Origin of the sequence: Paenibacillus sp. HGH0039 (genome assembly GCF_000411255.1) — a bacterium.
Classification (GTDB): Bacteria; Bacillota; Bacilli; order Paenibacillales; family NBRC-103111; genus Paenibacillus_F.
This window is the reverse complement of sequence record NZ_KE150412.1, coordinates 2,503,713-2,519,136: the sequence shown is the minus strand read 5'-3', so window position 1 is coordinate 2,519,136 and position 15,424 is coordinate 2,503,713. Positions and strand designations below refer to the sequence as shown.

General features: G+C 48.4%; 22 protein-coding genes. 20 read left to right on the top strand and 2 right to left on the bottom strand.

Going from position 1 to position 15,424, the window contains the following annotated elements; all coding sequences use genetic code 11:
* Positions 1-5: 5 nt before the first annotated feature.
* The 18 genes from rplO (at position 6) to HMPREF1207_RS10870 (ending at position 12,339) form a co-directional block, all read left to right on the top strand.
* Complete coding sequence (gene rplO / locus HMPREF1207_RS10955) at positions 6-446, top strand: 50S ribosomal protein L15 (protein WP_009676816.1); 441 nt, start codon at positions 6-8, stop codon at positions 444-446.
* Positions 446-1,753, top strand: coding sequence for a preprotein translocase subunit SecY (gene secY, locus HMPREF1207_RS10950; protein ID WP_009676812.1), 1,308 nt, complete (start codon positions 446-448; stop codon positions 1,751-1,753). The genes rplO and secY overlap by 1 nt, the downstream gene beginning before the upstream one ends.
* A gap of 85 nt (positions 1,754-1,838) precedes the next feature.
* Positions 1,839-2,492, top strand: a complete 654-nt coding sequence (locus HMPREF1207_RS10945) for an adenylate kinase (protein ID WP_009676820.1) — start codon at positions 1,839-1,841, stop codon at positions 2,490-2,492.
* A complete protein-coding gene (gene map, locus HMPREF1207_RS10940; RefSeq protein ID WP_009676821.1) occupies positions 2,489-3,241 on the top strand; it encodes a type I methionyl aminopeptidase in 753 nt (250 codons plus the stop codon). The genes HMPREF1207_RS10945 and map overlap by 4 nt, the downstream gene beginning before the upstream one ends.
* Before the next feature lie 9 nt (positions 3,242-3,250).
* Positions 3,251-3,562: a KOW domain-containing RNA-binding protein gene (locus HMPREF1207_RS10935; protein WP_009676822.1), complete on the top strand. Its 312-nt coding sequence runs from the start codon at positions 3,251-3,253 to the stop codon at positions 3,560-3,562.
* A 3-nt stretch (positions 3,563-3,565) separates the two neighbouring features.
* Positions 3,566-3,784: a translation initiation factor IF-1 gene (gene infA / locus HMPREF1207_RS10930; RefSeq protein WP_009676800.1), complete on the top strand. Its 219-nt coding sequence runs from the start codon at positions 3,566-3,568 to the stop codon at positions 3,782-3,784.
* 88 nt (positions 3,785-3,872) lie between these two features.
* The gene (gene rpmJ, locus HMPREF1207_RS10925) at positions 3,873-3,986 is read left to right on the top strand and encodes a 50S ribosomal protein L36 (protein WP_003333770.1); all 114 of its coding nucleotides are present in this window, start codon (positions 3,873-3,875) and stop codon (positions 3,984-3,986) included.
* 20 nt (positions 3,987-4,006) lie between these two features.
* Positions 4,007-4,375: a 30S ribosomal protein S13 gene (gene rpsM / locus HMPREF1207_RS10920; protein WP_016423661.1), complete on the top strand. Its 369-nt coding sequence runs from the start codon at positions 4,007-4,009 to the stop codon at positions 4,373-4,375.
* A gap of 21 nt (positions 4,376-4,396) precedes the next feature.
* Entirely contained in the window at positions 4,397-4,792 is a 396-nt protein-coding gene (gene rpsK / locus HMPREF1207_RS10915; protein ID WP_016423660.1) for a 30S ribosomal protein S11, read from the top strand.
* Between the two features lie 122 nt (positions 4,793-4,914).
* Complete coding sequence (locus tag HMPREF1207_RS10910) at positions 4,915-5,859, top strand: DNA-directed RNA polymerase subunit alpha (protein ID WP_009676831.1); 945 nt, start codon at positions 4,915-4,917, stop codon at positions 5,857-5,859.
* Positions 5,860-5,883: 24 nt separating this feature from the next.
* Positions 5,884-6,246 carry a 50S ribosomal protein L17 gene (rplQ, locus tag HMPREF1207_RS10905; protein ID WP_009676799.1) on the top strand — a complete coding sequence of 121 codons (363 nt, stop codon included), beginning with the start codon at positions 5,884-5,886 and terminating at the stop codon, positions 6,244-6,246.
* Positions 6,247-6,369: 123 nt separating this feature from the next.
* The gene (gene truA / locus HMPREF1207_RS10900; RefSeq protein WP_009676806.1) at positions 6,370-7,140 is read left to right on the top strand and encodes a tRNA pseudouridine(38-40) synthase TruA; all 771 of its coding nucleotides are present in this window, start codon (positions 6,370-6,372) and stop codon (positions 7,138-7,140) included.
* A 174-nt stretch (positions 7,141-7,314) separates the two neighbouring features.
* Positions 7,315-7,752: a 50S ribosomal protein L13 gene (gene rplM / locus HMPREF1207_RS10895; RefSeq protein WP_009676830.1), complete on the top strand. Its 438-nt coding sequence runs from the start codon at positions 7,315-7,317 to the stop codon at positions 7,750-7,752.
* A gap of 20 nt (positions 7,753-7,772) precedes the next feature.
* A complete protein-coding gene (gene rpsI, locus HMPREF1207_RS10890; RefSeq protein WP_009676832.1) occupies positions 7,773-8,165 on the top strand; it encodes a 30S ribosomal protein S9 in 393 nt (130 codons plus the stop codon).
* Positions 8,166-8,434: 269 nt separating this feature from the next.
* On the top strand, positions 8,435-9,127 hold the full coding sequence (locus tag HMPREF1207_RS10885; RefSeq protein WP_009676808.1) for a phosphoadenylyl-sulfate reductase: 693 nt from the start codon (positions 8,435-8,437) through the stop codon (positions 9,125-9,127).
* Between the two features lie 43 nt (positions 9,128-9,170).
* On the top strand, positions 9,171-10,352 hold the full coding sequence (gene sat / locus HMPREF1207_RS10880; protein ID WP_009676798.1) for a sulfate adenylyltransferase: 1,182 nt from the start codon (positions 9,171-9,173) through the stop codon (positions 10,350-10,352).
* A gap of 67 nt (positions 10,353-10,419) precedes the next feature.
* Positions 10,420-11,178: an N-acetylmuramoyl-L-alanine amidase CwlD gene (gene cwlD / locus HMPREF1207_RS10875; protein WP_009676805.1), complete on the top strand. Its 759-nt coding sequence runs from the start codon at positions 10,420-10,422 to the stop codon at positions 11,176-11,178.
* 51 nt (positions 11,179-11,229) lie between these two features.
* Positions 11,230-12,339: an Mrp/NBP35 family ATP-binding protein gene (locus tag HMPREF1207_RS10870; RefSeq protein WP_009676796.1), complete on the top strand. Its 1,110-nt coding sequence runs from the start codon at positions 11,230-11,232 to the stop codon at positions 12,337-12,339.
* 22 nt (positions 12,340-12,361) lie between these two features.
* On the opposite strand, the gene gerD is transcribed toward HMPREF1207_RS10870, so the two are convergent.
* Positions 12,362-13,186 carry a spore germination lipoprotein GerD gene (gene gerD / locus HMPREF1207_RS10865; RefSeq protein WP_009676827.1) on the bottom strand — a complete coding sequence of 275 codons (825 nt, stop codon included), beginning with the start codon at positions 13,184-13,186 and terminating at the stop codon, positions 12,362-12,364.
* A gap of 137 nt (positions 13,187-13,323) precedes the next feature.
* On the bottom strand, positions 13,324-14,106 hold the full coding sequence (gene pdaB, locus HMPREF1207_RS10860; RefSeq protein WP_009676824.1) for a polysaccharide deacetylase family sporulation protein PdaB: 783 nt from the start codon (positions 14,104-14,106) through the stop codon (positions 13,324-13,326).
* Between the two features lie 100 nt (positions 14,107-14,206).
* On the opposite strand from pdaB, the gene HMPREF1207_RS10855 reads away from it, so the two are divergent.
* Together HMPREF1207_RS10855 and HMPREF1207_RS10850 are read left to right on the top strand one after the other, a co-directional pair.
* Positions 14,207-14,818, top strand: a complete 612-nt coding sequence (locus HMPREF1207_RS10855) for a stage II sporulation protein M (RefSeq protein ID WP_009676815.1) — start codon at positions 14,207-14,209, stop codon at positions 14,816-14,818.
* A 152-nt stretch (positions 14,819-14,970) separates the two neighbouring features.
* Positions 14,971-15,201 (top strand): hypothetical protein, encoded by a 231-nt coding sequence (locus HMPREF1207_RS10850; protein ID WP_009676794.1) that lies wholly within the window; start codon positions 14,971-14,973, stop codon positions 15,199-15,201.
* Positions 15,202-15,424: the final 223 nt, after the last annotated feature.

Genomic DNA, 15,424 nt, shown 5'->3' with positions numbered 1-15,424 from the left:
CAACTATGAAATTACATGAGCTGAGCTCTGCAGAAGGCGCACGCCACACTCGCAAGCGTCTCGGTCGCGGTGTAGGTAGCGGACTCGGAAAAACTTCCGGACGCGGTCACAAAGGTCAGAACGCCCGTTCCGGCGGTGGTGTTCGTCCAGGCTTTGAAGGTGGACAAAACCCACTTTACCGTCGTCTCCCTAAGCGTGGTTTCGTGAACCCAACGCGTAAGGAATTTGCTATCGTAAACCTGGAAGACCTGAATAAGTTCGAAGCTGGTACGGAAGTAACTCCTGAGCTTCTGATGGAAACGGGTGTTGTAAAATCACCTAAAGATGGAATTAAGATTCTTGGAAACGGCGAACTCACTGTAAAGCTTACAGTTAAGGCGAACAAGTTTTCCCAATCTGCGGTAGATAAAATCCAGGCTGCCGGCGGTCAATCCGAGGTGATTTAATGTTCCGGACCCTGTCCAACATCTTTAAAGTAGAGGATTTGCGTAAGAGAATCATTTTCACGCTTCTCGTGTTAATCATCTACAGAATCGGCGCCTTCATTCCGGTTCCCAATATCAATGCAGAGCTTCTGAAGCTGCAGGATCAGGCCAACCAGAATAGCGTGTTCGGGCTGCTGAATACTTTCTCCGGCGGAGCGCTTTTCCAGTTCTCCATCTTCTCGATGTCGATCTTTCCGTACATTACGGCTTCGATTATCGTTCAACTACTGTCCATGGACGTTGTTCCAAGGCTTACACAGTGGGCGAAAGAGGGAGAAGTGGGGAGAAAGAAATCGGCCCAGCTTACTCGCTACTTAACGGTTGTGCTTGGCGTGATTCAAGCTTATGGATATGCGATCATGTTTAACAACTCCTTCCAGGGGCTTGTGATCAATCCTAGCTTTGCTACCTACTCTCTGATAGCGATTGTCTTGACGGCAGGAACGATGTTCCTGATGTGGTTAGGTGAGCAGATCACTGAAAAAGGGATCGGAAACGGGATTTCGATTATTATCTTCGCGGGAATCGTAGCTGCTATTCCGACAGGAATCAGTCAGATTTACCAGACGCAGTTTGCGAATGCAGGAGATGCCCTGTTCCTGAACATCTTGAAAATCGTCCTCATTCTGATCGTAGTAGTAGCCATCATCGTGGGCGTTATCTACGTTCAGCAGGGAGTTCGGAAGATACCCGTACAATACGCTAAACGTGTTGTAGGGAGGAAAATGTACGGCGGACAGAGCACGCACATTCCCATGAAAGTGAATGCTGCAGGAGTAATTCCGGTCATCTTTGCCGTATCACTGCTTCAATTCCCGACGATTATTGCAGGTTTCTGGGCGGGGAATCCATTTGCGGATTGGATTATCCGCAATCTAAGCATTAACAATTCGGCGCCGATTGCGCTTGCTCTATATGTACTACTGATTGTCGGCTTCACCTATTTCTACACGTTTGTACAGATTAATCCGGTGCAAATGGCTGATCAAATGAAGAAGAACGGCGGTTATATTCCAGGCGTTCGTCCCGGAAAACCAACTTCCAGCTACCTGACAAGAGTAATGTCTAGAATTACTTTGTCCGGCGCCTTCTTCCTGGCTTTCATCTCGATTCTCCCAATGATCTTCGGGGCTCTGGCAGGTTTGCCAACTTCGGTTCGGATCGGCGGAACTTCACTTCTCATCCTTGTGGGTGTGGCATTGGAGACGTTGAAAACAGTAGAAAGCCAACTGATCAAACGTCATTACAAAGGATTTATCAACAAATAGCAATAGGTTCTGATGTAGGCACTTTGTTGCGGCATCGGCACCTATTGTGCTGTTCGTACTACTAAGTGCCGAAGGAGGGAAAAACGTGAACGTTTTATTTATGGGTCCTCCGGGTGCGGGTAAAGGTACTCAGGCGGAGAAAATTGTCAGCGAATTTCAGATTCCTCACATTTCAACCGGCGATGCCTTTAGATTGGCAATGAGTCAAGGGACGCCGCTCGGCATAGAAGCTAAATCCTATGTCGATCAAGGCAAACTTGTTCCAGACGAAATCACTAACGGTATTGTTCGTGAACGTCTGCAGCAGCCGGATTGCGACAAGGGTTTTCTTCTCGATGGTTTTCCGCGTACGATTGCTCAAGCGGAAGCCTTGGATGAGATCCTGCAATCTCTGGGTAAGCGAATCGATCACGTCATTAATTTGAAAGTGGATCGCAGCTTCCTGCTGGCCAGACTGACCGGTCGCCGTATCTGCAAATCCTGCGGCGCCACGTATCACGTGATTTTCAATCCTCCGAAGCAGGAAGGCGTATGCGACAAATGCTCCGGCGAATTGTATCAGAGATCTGATGATACGGAAGAGAAAGTCGGTACCCGCTTGGACGAATACACGTCGAAGACAGCACCGCTTCTTGAGTACTACCAGAAACGTAACGTATTGCGCGAGGTTGATGGGGAGCAGGATATCGAGGATGTAACTTCCCAAATCAGTTCATTGCTGCGAGGTCATTCTGAATGATCATTTGTAAGTCCGAAGTAGAGTTGGAACTTATGCGTGAGGCAGGTCGAATCGTAGCCGAGACCCACAAGTTGATGGCTGAATCGGTTCGTCCAGGCATTACGACTAAGGACCTGGATAAAATCGCTGAGGAATACATTCGCAGTCAAGGTGCCATACCCTCTTTCAAAGGCTACAACGGTTTCTCTGGCAGCATCTGCACTTCAGTTAATGAAGAATTGGTGCACGGCATTCCCGGCAGCCGCAAATTAGTCGAAGGCGACGTTATCAGCATTGATATCGGGGCACAATATAAAGGATATCATGGTGATTCGGCCTGGACTTATGGCGTCGGTGAAATTTCTGAAACCGCAAAGAAACTTCTGGAAGTAACTGAACGTTCGCTGTTTGCCGGATTGGCGGAAGCCAAACCGGACGCTCGGCTGTATACGATCTCACACGCCATACAGCAAGTGATCGAAGACGCGGGTTTCTCGGTTGTTCGTGAATATGTCGGTCACGGGATCGGCACGGAGCTTCACGAAGATCCGCAGATTCCCAACTATGGGATTCGGGACAAAGGCCCCCGGCTTAAACCCGGTATGGTACTTGCAATCGAGCCTATGGTGAACGTCGGACAGCGATTCGTAAAGACACTCGAGGATGATTGGACCGTAGTTACCGTAGATAATTCCTTATGTGCACATTTCGAACATACCATTGCCATTACGGCAGACGGTTATGAAATATTAACCCAGCTGAAGGCTTAGGTGACCGAATTGGTAGATCAGGAACAGCTGCCGCAGCCCGGTCAAATCGTAAAAATTCTCCGAGGCAAAGATCAAGGTCAATATGCGATTATCATCCGAGCGGAGGATTCCAGATTCGTTTGGATCGCCGATGGTGATAAACGCAGATTCGACCAGCCGAAGAAGAAGAATGTTCAGCATCTTCAGCTTCAGTCCAAGATCAGCGGAGAAGTTTCCAGAAGTTTAACGGAAAGCAGCCGTGTTACGAATGCCAAGTTAAGACATGCGGTGAAGAAGTTTATCGACAGTCTACAATCTGAGGCAGATGAGAAAGGAGAATAATCGGTGGCTAAAGAAGATGTAATTGAAGTGGAAGGTACAGTAATCGAACCTCTTCCGAACGCAATGTTTAAGGTAGAGCTTGAGAACGGACATAAAATTTTGGCCCATGTTTCCGGAAAGATCAGAATGCACTTCATTCGGATTTTACCTGGCGACAAGGTTACTGTAGAATTATCCCCATATGACTTGACGAGAGGTCGTATAACCTATCGGTTCAAATAAATAGCTGCAACGCCGCAGTCTTAGCCGACATAGCGGCCAACCCTTACGAAGCAAGTTTGCGGTGGCAAACTCTCAGGAGGTAATAAACATGAAGGTAAGACCGTCGGTCAAGCCGATCTGCGAAAAATGCAAAGTCATTCGTCGCAAAGGCAATGTCATGGTAATTTGTGAAAACCCGAAACATAAACAAAAACAAGGTTAAAAGGAGGTGCACGTTCAACAATGGCACGTATTGCTGGTGTAGACTTACCGCGTGACAAGCGCGTTGAAATCGCATTGACGTACATTTTTGGTATCGGTAAAACGACTTCTCAGAAAGTTCTGAGCCAAACTGGCGTTGACGCATCCACTCGTGTTCGCGATCTTACGGAAGAAGAAGTAAGCAAAATTCGTGAAGTTATCGACAAAACGATCAAAGTGGAAGGCGACCTTCGTCGCGAAATCGCTCTGAACATCAAACGTCTGGTTGAAATCGGATGCTACCGTGGTATCCGTCATCGTCGTGGCCTGCCTGTTCGTGGTCAACGCACGAAAACCAATGCTCGTACACGTAAAGGTCCTCGTCGGACTGTAGCTAACAAGAAGAAATAATAAAGGGGGTTAGAGTGAACAATGGCTAAACCTAAAAAAGTCGTCCGTACGAAACGTCGTGACCGTAAAAATATTGAATCCGGTGTGGCACACATCCGTTCCACATTCAACAATACAATCGTAACGATCACGGATCCTCATGGAAACGCGCTTTCCTGGGCAAGTGCCGGTAACCTGGGCTTCAAAGGATCCCGTAAAAGCACTCCGTTTGCTGCGCAAATGGCTGCTGAATCTGCAGCTAGAGCCGCTATGGAACATGGTCTGAAAGTTGTTGAAGTCATGGTTAAAGGCCCTGGTGCCGGTCGTGAAGCAGCAATTCGTTCTTTGCAGGCTGCTGGTCTCGAAGTCAACCTGATTAAGGACGTAACACCAATTCCGCATAACGGTTGCCGTCCTCCAAAACGTCGTCGCGTGTAATTTCAAGTCGGCATGTGGTATAAATATTCTAAACATGTGAATAATGATGTTGAAGGATAGGCATACTACATCGTTTATGGAAATGTTCCAGGGTAACGACGTTTTGAAGGAGGGTTAATTTCATGATCGAAATCGAAAAGCCAAAAATAGAGACCGTATCTTTAAGCGAAGACGGAGCTTACGGCAAATTCGTCGTAGAACCGCTGGAACGCGGATACGGGACCACATTAGGTAACTCACTACGTCGTATCTTACTGTCTTCACTACCGGGTGCTGCGGTTAGCTCCGTACAAATCGACGGAGTTCTCCATGAATTCTCGACTATACCGGGAGTTATGGAGGACGTAACGGAGATTATTCTGAATCTGAAAGGTCTCTCTTTGAAAATCCATTCAGACGAAGAAAAAGTATTGGAGATCGACGCCGAAGGAGAAGGTAGAATCACAGCTGCTGATATTCGCGGAGATAGTGATGTGGAGATCTTGAACCCGGATCTTCATATCGCGACTCTATCGTCTGACTCTCGTCTTCATATGAGAATTCATGCGAACAGAGGCCGCGGTTATGTGCCGGCTGATAAGAACAAACGGGATGAGCAGCTTATTGGCGTCATTCCGGTTGACTCGATCTACACTCCGATCACGCGTGTGAACTACACGGTGGAGAACACTCGTGTCGGCCAAGTGACGAACTACGACAAACTAACCCTCGAAGTGTGGTCGGACGGAAGTATTCGCCCTGAGGAAGCAGTAAGTCTTGGTGCGAAGATTCTGACGGAACACCTAATGCTCTTTGTTGGATTAACCGATGAAGCTAAAGATGCGGAGATCATGGTAGAGAAAGAAGAAGATAAGAAAGAGAAAGTTCTCGAGATGACGATCGAGGAACTGGATCTTTCCGTTCGTTCTTACAACTGCCTGAAGCGTGCCGGTATCAATACCGTGCAAGAGCTGATCACCAAAACCGAAGAAGATATGATGAAAGTGCGTAACCTTGGCCGTAAATCTCTTGAAGAAGTTCAAGAGAAGCTCGAAGAGCTGGGTCTTGGCCTGCGTACGGAAGAATAATCACCTCAGAAGGAGGGTTAAGACATGGCATATCAAAAGTTAGGCCGTGACTCCAGTGCGCGGAAAGCATTGTTCCGCGACCTCGTAACGGACCTTTTCATTAACGAGCGCATTCAAACAACTGAAGCGAAAGCGAAAGAAGTTCGCTCTATCGCCGAGAAGCTCATTACATTAGCGAAACGCGGAGATCTGCATGCTCGTCGTCAAGTAGCTGCATTTGTTCGTCGTGAAACCGCAGGAGACCAGGATGCAATCCAGAAGTTGTTCTCCGAGCTGGCAACTCGCTATGCGGAGCGTCCAGGTGGATACACACGTATCCTGAAACTGGGACCTCGTCGTGGAGATGCTGCTCCTATGGTATATCTGGAACTGGTAGACCGGGCGTAACGAAGGGTGGGAAAGGGTGGACAGAATCTTTGGATTCTGCTGAAGCCCTTTTTTTGCAATCTGACCGGATTGTGCTCACCTCCCGATCAACCTGTCCGTTCGGTATACGGAGGGTATGGTTTCGTGAGAAATATAAGAATAACGGTAAGTTATGACGGCACCTCGTACTCGGGTTTTCAGACGCAGCCTCATGGCAATACGGTCCAGGACTATCTGGAACGGGCCATTCGGATGCTGTCCGGGGAGACGGTGAAGATCACCTCATCGGGGCGGACGGACGCTGGCGTTCACGCCCGCGCTCAGGTGATCAACTTCACTACAGCCTCCCAGATCCCCGCAGAACGCTGGTGCCTTGCTCTTAATTCCAGGCTTCCGAAAGATATCGTTGCGCTTCGTGCGGATGAAGTGCCCTTATCTTTTCATGCCCGCAAGTCGGCAAAAAGAAAAACCTATTCCTATACGATCCGTACTGCGCGGATACCGGATACTTTTCAACGCCGATACCAATTCCACCATCCCAACCCTTTGGATGTGGATGCCATGAGAGACGCTCTAGCGGCGATCCTAGGCACGCACGACTTCTCCTCGTTCTGTTCGGTCAAAACCGTAGCCGAATCGCGTATTCGTACGATTTATGACGCTTGGATCGTTGAAGAAACGGATCAAATGTCTGTCGAGCCCAACCAGCCGGGGCAGCTTCGCTTTTATTTCACCGGTAGCGGTTTTCTCTACAACATGGTCCGGATTCTCGTGGGAACATTGATACAAATCGGGGAAGGCAAACGCCCAGCCGAAGAAATGGCTGCGATTTTGAGGGGACGTAACCGGGCGCTTGCGGGCCCGACAGCCGAAGCCCACGGGCTGATGCTGTGGAATGTAGAATACGCGGAATAATGTAATTTAATTCTTGCTATTCCCTGGACTATGCTGTAAAATATGTGATGGTGTTTCTTGAAGGGCTACCCCACGGCCCCGACTTCAAAAACACCCGAAGATTCAAGACGTATTTTAACCTATGACTATGTTTGTTAATAAAGTTCGGAGATATATTTTTAGGAGGATCAGAGCATGCGTACCACATATATGGCTAAGCCGAATGAAGTTGAACGCAAATGGTACATCATTGATGCTACCGGCAAGACGCTCGGACGTCTGGCTAGTGAAGCTGCAAGCATTATCCGCGGCAAACACAAACCGCAATTCACACCGCACGTGGATTCCGGAGATTTCGTAATCATTATCAACGCTGAGAAGATTCATCTGACCGGCAACAAACTGCAAGACAAGAAATACTACCGTCACTCGATGCACCCAGGTGGTCTGAAAGTTACGACAGCTCAAGATATGCTGAACAAAAAGCCTGAGCGTGTACTGGAATTTGCTATTCATGGCATGCTGCCTAAGACACGTCTTGGCAACAGCATGAAGCTGAAGCTGAAAGTATATGCAGGCGCGGAACATCCACACCAAGCACAACAACCAGAAGTTTGGGAACTTCGGGGTTAATTGAAAGGGAGGACTGACTTGTGGCACAAGTTCAATACTACGGAACCGGTCGTCGTAAGCATTCGGTAGCACGTGTACGTCTAGTACCGGGCGAAGGACGCATCATCATCAACAAACGTGACCTTAACGAATACTTCGGCCTGGAAACGCTGAAACTAATCGTGAAACAACCTCTGACGCTGACCGAAACAATCGGCAAGTACGATGTACTCGTACTGGCTAACGGCGGCGGAATGAGCGGACAAGCCGGCGCAATCCGCCATGGCATCTCCCGCGCACTGCTTAAAGCAGATCCTGAATTCCGCGGTTCTCTGAAACGCGCTGGATTCTTGACTCGTGATCCACGTATGAAAGAACGTAAGAAGTACGGCTTGAAAGCAGCTCGTCGTGCACCTCAGTTCTCGAAACGTTAAGATCGGTTATACAAAGCAAACCCTTCTGGGTACAGAAATGTACCGGAAGGGTTTTTTTGTGTTCTTTTGACCGTTCCGGATAAATGATCCTTTTCTCGTTCGTTATAACACTCTATAATTCCGAGATAACGCACGAACTTATCGACCTTTTGTTCAATATGATAAAAAGATCGTCTTTAGGCTATTGACAACACTAAGTTGTGATTTATAATGAAATAAAATAACAAAACAGATTAGGATACTCGGAATTAAAATGGGAGGGTACAAATATGAATTTGTTTGAAAAGGAAGCGTTAGTGAACAAAGCCGCTGAAGAATTTGAGAACCAGTCACCCGAAGAGCTTATTCGATGGGCGGTTAACACATTCCCAAGCATTACGCTGGCTTGCAGCTTCGGTGCGGAAGACGTAGTGCTGGTGGATATGCTGCACAAAGTGAGCCCGGAAACAGACATATTCTATCTGGACACTAATGTACATTTTCAGGAGACGTACAATACAAGAGATCGTTTAGAGGATCACTATCAAAAATCTTTTATTCAAGTTCTCCCTAAGCTAACACTGGAAGAGCAAGCGGCTCAGTACGGCGCCGAGCTGTGGTTGTCCGCTCCGAACGAATGCTGCAACATCCGCAAGGTGGATCCCTTAACGGACATTTTAAAAAATTACGACGCATGGATTACGGGAATCCGCAGGGATCAAGCTCCGACCCGGGCAAATGCCAAAAAGGTCGAATATGATGTAAAGTTCGGGCTTGTTAAATTTAACCCACTTGCTGGCTGGACATCAGACGATGTTTGGGATTACATTCGTTCCAACGGTATTATTTATAACGCTCTTCATGACCAGAACTTCCCTAGTATCGGCTGCAGCCACTGCACGAATCCGGTCGCTCCGGGTGAAGACCCGCGTGCGGGCCGCTGGGCAGGCAATGATAAAACGGAATGCGGACTTCATAAGTAAGCGAGAAACCGACATTATTTAGAAGACTAAAGGAGAGACATCCATGCCATCTTCAATCGCGCCTCACGGCGGCACTTTAATTAATCGCCTGATTACGGGAAGCGAACGCGAACAACTTCTTGCAGCGGCGGGCGACCTGCCTCAAATTCGCATAAACAATTGGGCCATTTCCGACCTTGATCTTATTGGAGTAGGAGCATTTTCCCCGCTAACCGGTTTTCTGAATGAAGAAGATTACCATTCGGTTGTCGAACGCATGCGTTTGGCCGATGGCACCGTATGGAGCATACCTGTGACCCTGGCGGTTGAAGAAGCCGTTGCGGAGGAGCTCGCTGTCGGTACGCAAGCGGCTTTGGTGGGAGAAGAGGACGGCGTCGTATACGGTCTTATAGACGTGACGAGCATTTACAAGGCCGATCAGCAGCTCGAAGCCCGTCAAGTCTTTAAAACGGACGATAAGGAGCATCCTGGCGTACAGAAGCTGTTATCGAGGCCGTCTACCTATATCGGGGGCCCTGTGCAGGTGTTGAATAGACCGAAGCCGGCCAAGTTCGAAGATTTTTACTATGATCCGGCCGAGACTCGTCGAATTTTTGCCGAGAAGAACTGGCGGACTATCGTAGGGTTCCAAACCCGTAATCCGGTCCACCGGGCGCATGAATATATTCAAAAATCCGCTATGGAAATCGTCGATGCCTTGTTTCTGAATCCGTTGGTTGGCGAAACCAAGTCCGATGATATTTCCGCAGATGTGCGGATGAAAAGCTACTTCGTTCTCCTTGAAAATTATTATCCTTCGGATCGTGCTTTTCTCGGTGTTTTTCCGGCTGCCATGCGCTACGCGGGTCCGCGGGAAGCTATTTTCCATGCTTTGGTCCGCAAAAACTACGGCTGTACCCATTTTATCGTGGGCCGCGACCATGCGGGTGTAGGCGATTACTACGGTACTTATGAAGCCCAGGAAATCTTCAGTAACTTTACACCGGAAGAAATCGGTATTACGCCTCTTTTCTTCGAGCATAGCTTTTACTGCACGAAGTGCGGGAATATGGCATCGAGCAAAACTTGTCCGCACGATAAAGCTGACCACCTGCACCTGTCGGGCACGAAAGTACGCGCCTTGCTGCGTGACGGCCAATGTCCGCCTCAGGAGTTCACACGCCCCGAAGTGGCGAAAGTGCTCATAGACGGCATGTCAGAGCCTGTAGGCACGTCCGCGCAGTAGGTATAATTGTCCACCCTGTCCCATATAGATGAATGGAGTCTATTGGGGAACAGAGGTGGATTTTTTCATGCGGAGACCAAGAAAAAGGTTTGTCGTATGGCTGACCTGGGACAGCGGCATCAAGATCATCATGGCGGCCCTGCTGGTTATGCTGATGGCCTTTATGTACACCTACGAGCTGCCCTCGACACGAACATGGAGCGAATGGTCCATGCCTCTTTCAGGGAAGACGATTGCTCTGGATGCCGGGCACGGAGGCCCTGACGGAGGGGCGATCAGCCAATCCGGCGTAATAGAGAAGGATATCAACCTCGCGATCACTTTGTATTTGCGTGATTATTTGCAGCAGGCTGGCGCTATGGTGGTGATGACAAGGGAAACGGATACGGATTTGGCCCAAGAGGGAACGAAGGGACTCAGCCGCCGGAAAACAGAAGATTTGTTAAGCCGCGCCGAATTCATAAACGGCAAGAAAGCCGACTTGTTTATCAGCGTCCACTTGAACAGCATTCCGTCCGATAAGTGGAGGGGCGCACAAACGTTCTACTACCCGAACCATCCGGACAACGCAACCTTGTCCACACTCATTCAGAACGAACTCAAAAAAAATCTGGAAAATACGGAGCGTGTCGCCAAAAAGGCTGATACCGGCGTTTATTTGCTGAAAACCTTGAAAATGCCGAGTGCGCTCGTCGAAGTCGGGTTTTTATCCAATCCGGAGGAATCGAGGCTGCTGGCCGACGATAAGTATCAAAAGAAAGTTGCCGCGTCCGTTTATCAAGCGATTCTGCGTTATTTCTCCGGGGAGAAAGTGCGTTCGTCCTAATCGGTATGTTATAATGATCTGAACAGAAATAAGCCTACCGAGGTGGAACAGATGGTGACCAAAGAGCTTATCCGGCAATCGCTTCAGCCTATAACAGATCCGACTTACGGAGCTTCTATCGTAGAACTGAACTTCGTTAAAGACGTGGTCATTAAAGAGAACCGTGTTTCTCTTACGTGTGTTTTGTCCGTTACGGATGAAAGCTACAAAGCAAGTATAAAGGAACGCATTGAATCCGCTTTGTCCCAAATCGGAGCCGAAGGGGTTCATATTCGTTTTCGTGAAATAACGGATTATGAGAAAAACCAGCTCTCCGCTTATGAGGATGCATCTGAGGCCGGAAGCGTTGAGACTGCCGACACCAATGCCGGAACGGGACAAGAAGCGGCTCCTTTGCTGAATCCCGATTCACCCGTCAATTTTATTGCCGTCGCAAGCGGTAAGGGTGGCGTAGGGAAGTCTACCGTAACGGCGAATCTGGCTGTTGCTTTGGCGCGTCTCGGTAAGAGAGTGGGAATTATGGATGCGGACATCTACGGCTTCAGTATTCCGGATATGATGGGAATAGAGGAACAGCCTCAGCTTGTTAATAACCGGATTATCCCCGTACAAAAATTCGGAGTTAAAGTTATCTCCATGGGTTTCTTTGTGGAGGATAATTCGCCGGTGATCTGGCGTGGACCTATGCTGGGCAAGATGCTCCATAACTTCTTCCACGAAGTGGACTGGGGAGAACTGGACTACCTGCTGCTCGATCTGCCTCCCGGTACGGGCGACATCGCGCTGGATATTCATCAGCTTCTGCCGCAAAGCAAAGAGATCCTAGTTACGACCCCTCATGCTACTGCCGCTTTTGTAGCAGCCAGAGCGGGCGCCATGGCCGTGCATACCAAACATGAGATTATCGGTGTGGTGGAGAACATGGCTTACTACGAGTGCTCCAAATGCGGGGAGAAAGATTACGTCTTCGGCCGCGGCGGCGGAGGCATGCTGGCGGAACAGCTGCATACCCAATTGCTTGCTCAAATTCCATTGGGCGCACCGGACAATCATATTTCCGAACCTGATTATTCCCCGTCAGTTTACAAAGAAGATTCCACCACCGGCCAACTTTATCTGGAGCTGGCACGGAGTGTCGTTCAACAGACTCAAAAGGACTGATGCACAAGCATCAGTCCTTTTTTTAATATTCGGAGTCCTGATCCTTCTTACCCTTTTTGTTCGGGGATTCCTTCTCATCCTGGCCTTGATCTCCTTGATCGCCTTCCTGGCCTTGATCTTGTTTGCTTTTTTGGTCCCCCTGGCCCTGTTGACCGCCTTCGCCTCCGGATCCTTGTCCGCCCTTACCGCCTTGTCCTCCGCCCTGGCCACCTTTTCCTCCTTGGCCGCCCTGGCTTTGGCCGCCGGCACCTTTAGGTACGATGCCCTCTTCCATGACTTTTCTCATAATGGTGAGCATCTGAGCTTGGAACAAGGGGCTCTGGAATGATTCCTGAATGACATTCATCATCTGCTGACGGTACTGGGTCGTCCGGGTCAGCTCCATCATGAGCTGCTGGTATTCTGGATTTTTCATAACTTGCAGGAGCTGTTTCTGATACTCCGGATCTTTCATGAGATCCTTGTGGAGCTGCTTATTCTGCGTACTCACTGCCTTGGCGAAATCACCGGCGAAACGCGGGTCTTTCATCATATCCCTTACGAATTTACTGCTTTCCGTGCTGGTCAGAACATCCTTGACCGCCGTTTGCATCTGCAGTTTTTGACCGTCGGTCAACATGCTGACAGAGGAATTGCCCGAACCTGCCGAAGATAAGCCGGAGCGGGCAGCTTTATCGATCGCCGCGCGGCCCTCGTCCGACTTTAGAATGTCAAGCACCATGGATTTGGTTTCTTTATAATTGCCCTGGGACGATGAAGACCCCTGTGAAGAATTGTCGGAACTGCAGGAAGCCAAGAGAATAACTGCAACTAAGGCAGGAACATAACGCACTGTTTTCCGATTCATTGTGCACACAAGCTCCTTTCCCCTAAATTAGTACCGTTAGTATGTGTGGGGGGGAGCCTTTTCATAAACGGATGAAATGGTTGATTGCTGAGAAAGTTGGGCGGATTTGGCCGTTTCAAGAACAGGAACCGGGGGAGTTAATAAACCTGTTTAAACGACTGTTCTTCCACGGCTTTATTTTCAGTCTGCGCCTGTTTCATCAGCTCCGTTACCGTCACGAATTCATACCCCTTGCTCTTAAGCTGGTCGATAATGGCGGGAAGGGCTTCATGGGTCTGTTTACAGGAGTCGCTGGCATGGAGCAGAACGATATCGCCGGGATGTGCTTTACTTACAACGCGGTTGATAATGGTCTCCACTCCGGGATTTTTCCAATCCAGTGAATCCGTATCCCATTGAATAACTTTATATCCTAGCTGGTCCGCAATACCGAGAACCCGTTTGTCGAAATCGCCGTTGGGCATACGAATCAGATTCGGACTTTTGCCGGTAAACTCCTTTAGGACTCCGTCAGCGGTCTGAATTTGTTTGCGGATCTCTTCGTCTCCCAGACTGCTGTAGTTTACATGCTTATGGCCGTGACTTCCGATCTCATACCCGTTCTTGATAATTCGGTTTACAATATCGGGGTGGCTTTTGCTCCAGGGCGAGGAAAGAAAGAACGTCGCGTTTTTGATACCTTTTTGCTCCAGCACATCCAGGATCGGATCTGTACGCGTTTCCCCCCACGAGATGTCGAACGTCAACGCAATCTGTTTCTTTTCCGTTTTGACATTGTAAATTGCCGCGGGACCCCCGCTTGAAAAAACGGCCATATTCCCCCGTTCGGAATAGACGATACCTGCGGCGAAAACTACGGCGACACCGATAAAGACGGCTTGTTTTATTTTCTTGCCGTTAAAGACGTAAAAATGGCTCACGATTGCTCCGGCCTCCTTCTCCTTGGGCTTGTATTCCGGCTTAGTAAAATGTATGCTCGTACCATCGAGTTATGCGTTAAAGAGAAAGGAGAACAGGAAATTGAAGTGGAGAGAGCTGTTTAAGCATTTCGGAGAAATGAAGCATTACCTGATTGCTTCCGTTTTGGTTTTCGCAGCCGGTTTAGTACTGGGGACTATGTATCCGGACCGCTTTCAGGCTTTTCTGGACCAGCAGATGAAGGGCCTGGAGAAAATTTCGGAACTGGTTAAAGGCAAAGAAAATCTTAACCTCTGGTTGTTTATCGTTATTTTTCTGAACAATGCGATCAAGTCATTGATGTTTGTATACCTAGGACTGTTTTTCGGTATTCTTCCCTTAATGGTGCTCCTGGTAAACGGGATGCTGTTGGGGTATGTCATTCAATATCAGATGGAAGCGCAAAGCCTTGCTTATGTTCTAAAAGGAATCCTACCGCATGGAATTCTGGAGATTCCGGCTATTATCGTAGCCTGCGCCTACGGACTTCGACTCGGTATTCTTGTTATCAAAATGATCGGGGGACTCTTCTCTTCCAAAAGAAGCGGGAACGCCGCGGCAGAGTTTAAGCGTGTTATGAGGCTGACCCGACCGTTAATTTTGCTTGTCGTAGGAACGTTGCTCCTTGCGGCTGTCGTGGAAAGCACAGTGACTCTGTGGCTTTTAAAAGGATAACAATTGTAAAAATTTTCTTGAATCCCGTCATAAAAATGACAAAACATGAGCATAACAGTAAAGCGGAACGGTTGCCTGCGTCCGGATGGGTGCAGGAGCCTTCTCACTGTTGTGGATGCAGAGTCGATTTTGAGGGGAGCTAGAATAAGTTGATGCTTGGATTTCTTTTTAATGACAGGGAATGCAGAGAACTGGACTATGTGCTAAGAAAAGAATTAGACGAAATGCTCTTCGATCTTAACGATAAGAGAATGGACGAGGAGATTAAGAAAGCTATAGAATCCCGATATAAGGTTATCTTCCGGATGTATGCCAGGCTTGCTTCGCCGAGGGAAATATCTAAGTACGCCAGGAACCGGGTCCAGCATCAAAAAAAGTCTTGACTTAAGTTGAACTTTCATGGTAAATTAAATTTCGCTGATTCGACAAAGTTTTCATTTAACAAGCCAAGCAAAAAAAAGAATTTCAAAAAAAGCTTGCAATGAATAGTCGATCTGTGATATATTGAAAAAGTCGCCGCTGAAAGTTAGCGGGTTAAGACGAGGTTACAAAACGACAGAAATTGTCCTTTGAAAACTGAACAACGAGTGATTGAAGCGTCTCAAG

Bases quoted from the DNA above. Each gene is read 5' to 3' on its own strand.
- cwlD (WP_009676805.1), top strand. From the start codon at position 10,420: ATGCGGAGACCAAGAAAAAGGTTTGTCGTATGGCTGACCTGGGACAGC.
- rplM (WP_009676830.1), top strand. From the start codon at position 7,315: ATGCGTACCACATATATGGCTAAGCCGAATGAAGTTGAACGCAAATGG.
- rplO (WP_009676816.1), top strand. From the start codon at position 6: ATGAAATTACATGAGCTGAGCTCTGCAGAAGGCGCACGCCACACTCGC.
- rplQ (WP_009676799.1), top strand. From the start codon at position 5,884: ATGGCATATCAAAAGTTAGGCCGTGACTCCAGTGCGCGGAAAGCATTG.
- map (WP_009676821.1), top strand. From the start codon at position 2,489: ATGATCATTTGTAAGTCCGAAGTAGAGTTGGAACTTATGCGTGAGGCA.
- sat (WP_009676798.1), top strand. From the start codon at position 9,171: ATGCCATCTTCAATCGCGCCTCACGGCGGCACTTTAATTAATCGCCTG.
- rpmJ (WP_003333770.1), top strand. From the start codon at position 3,873: ATGAAGGTAAGACCGTCGGTCAAGCCGATCTGCGAAAAATGCAAAGTC.
- HMPREF1207_RS10870 (WP_009676796.1), top strand. From the start codon at position 11,230: ATGGTGACCAAAGAGCTTATCCGGCAATCGCTTCAGCCTATAACAGAT.
- gerD (WP_009676827.1), bottom strand. From the start codon at position 13,186: ATGAATCGGAAAACAGTGCGTTATGTTCCTGCCTTAGTTGCAGTTATT.
- rpsK (WP_016423660.1), top strand. From the start codon at position 4,397: ATGGCTAAACCTAAAAAAGTCGTCCGTACGAAACGTCGTGACCGTAAA.
- secY (WP_009676812.1), top strand. From the start codon at position 446: ATGTTCCGGACCCTGTCCAACATCTTTAAAGTAGAGGATTTGCGTAAG.
- HMPREF1207_RS10850 (WP_009676794.1), top strand. From the start codon at position 14,971: ATGCTTGGATTTCTTTTTAATGACAGGGAATGCAGAGAACTGGACTAT.
- HMPREF1207_RS10885 (WP_009676808.1), top strand. From the start codon at position 8,435: ATGAATTTGTTTGAAAAGGAAGCGTTAGTGAACAAAGCCGCTGAAGAA.
- rpsM (WP_016423661.1), top strand. From the start codon at position 4,007: ATGGCACGTATTGCTGGTGTAGACTTACCGCGTGACAAGCGCGTTGAA.
- HMPREF1207_RS10910 (WP_009676831.1), top strand. From the start codon at position 4,915: ATGATCGAAATCGAAAAGCCAAAAATAGAGACCGTATCTTTAAGCGAA.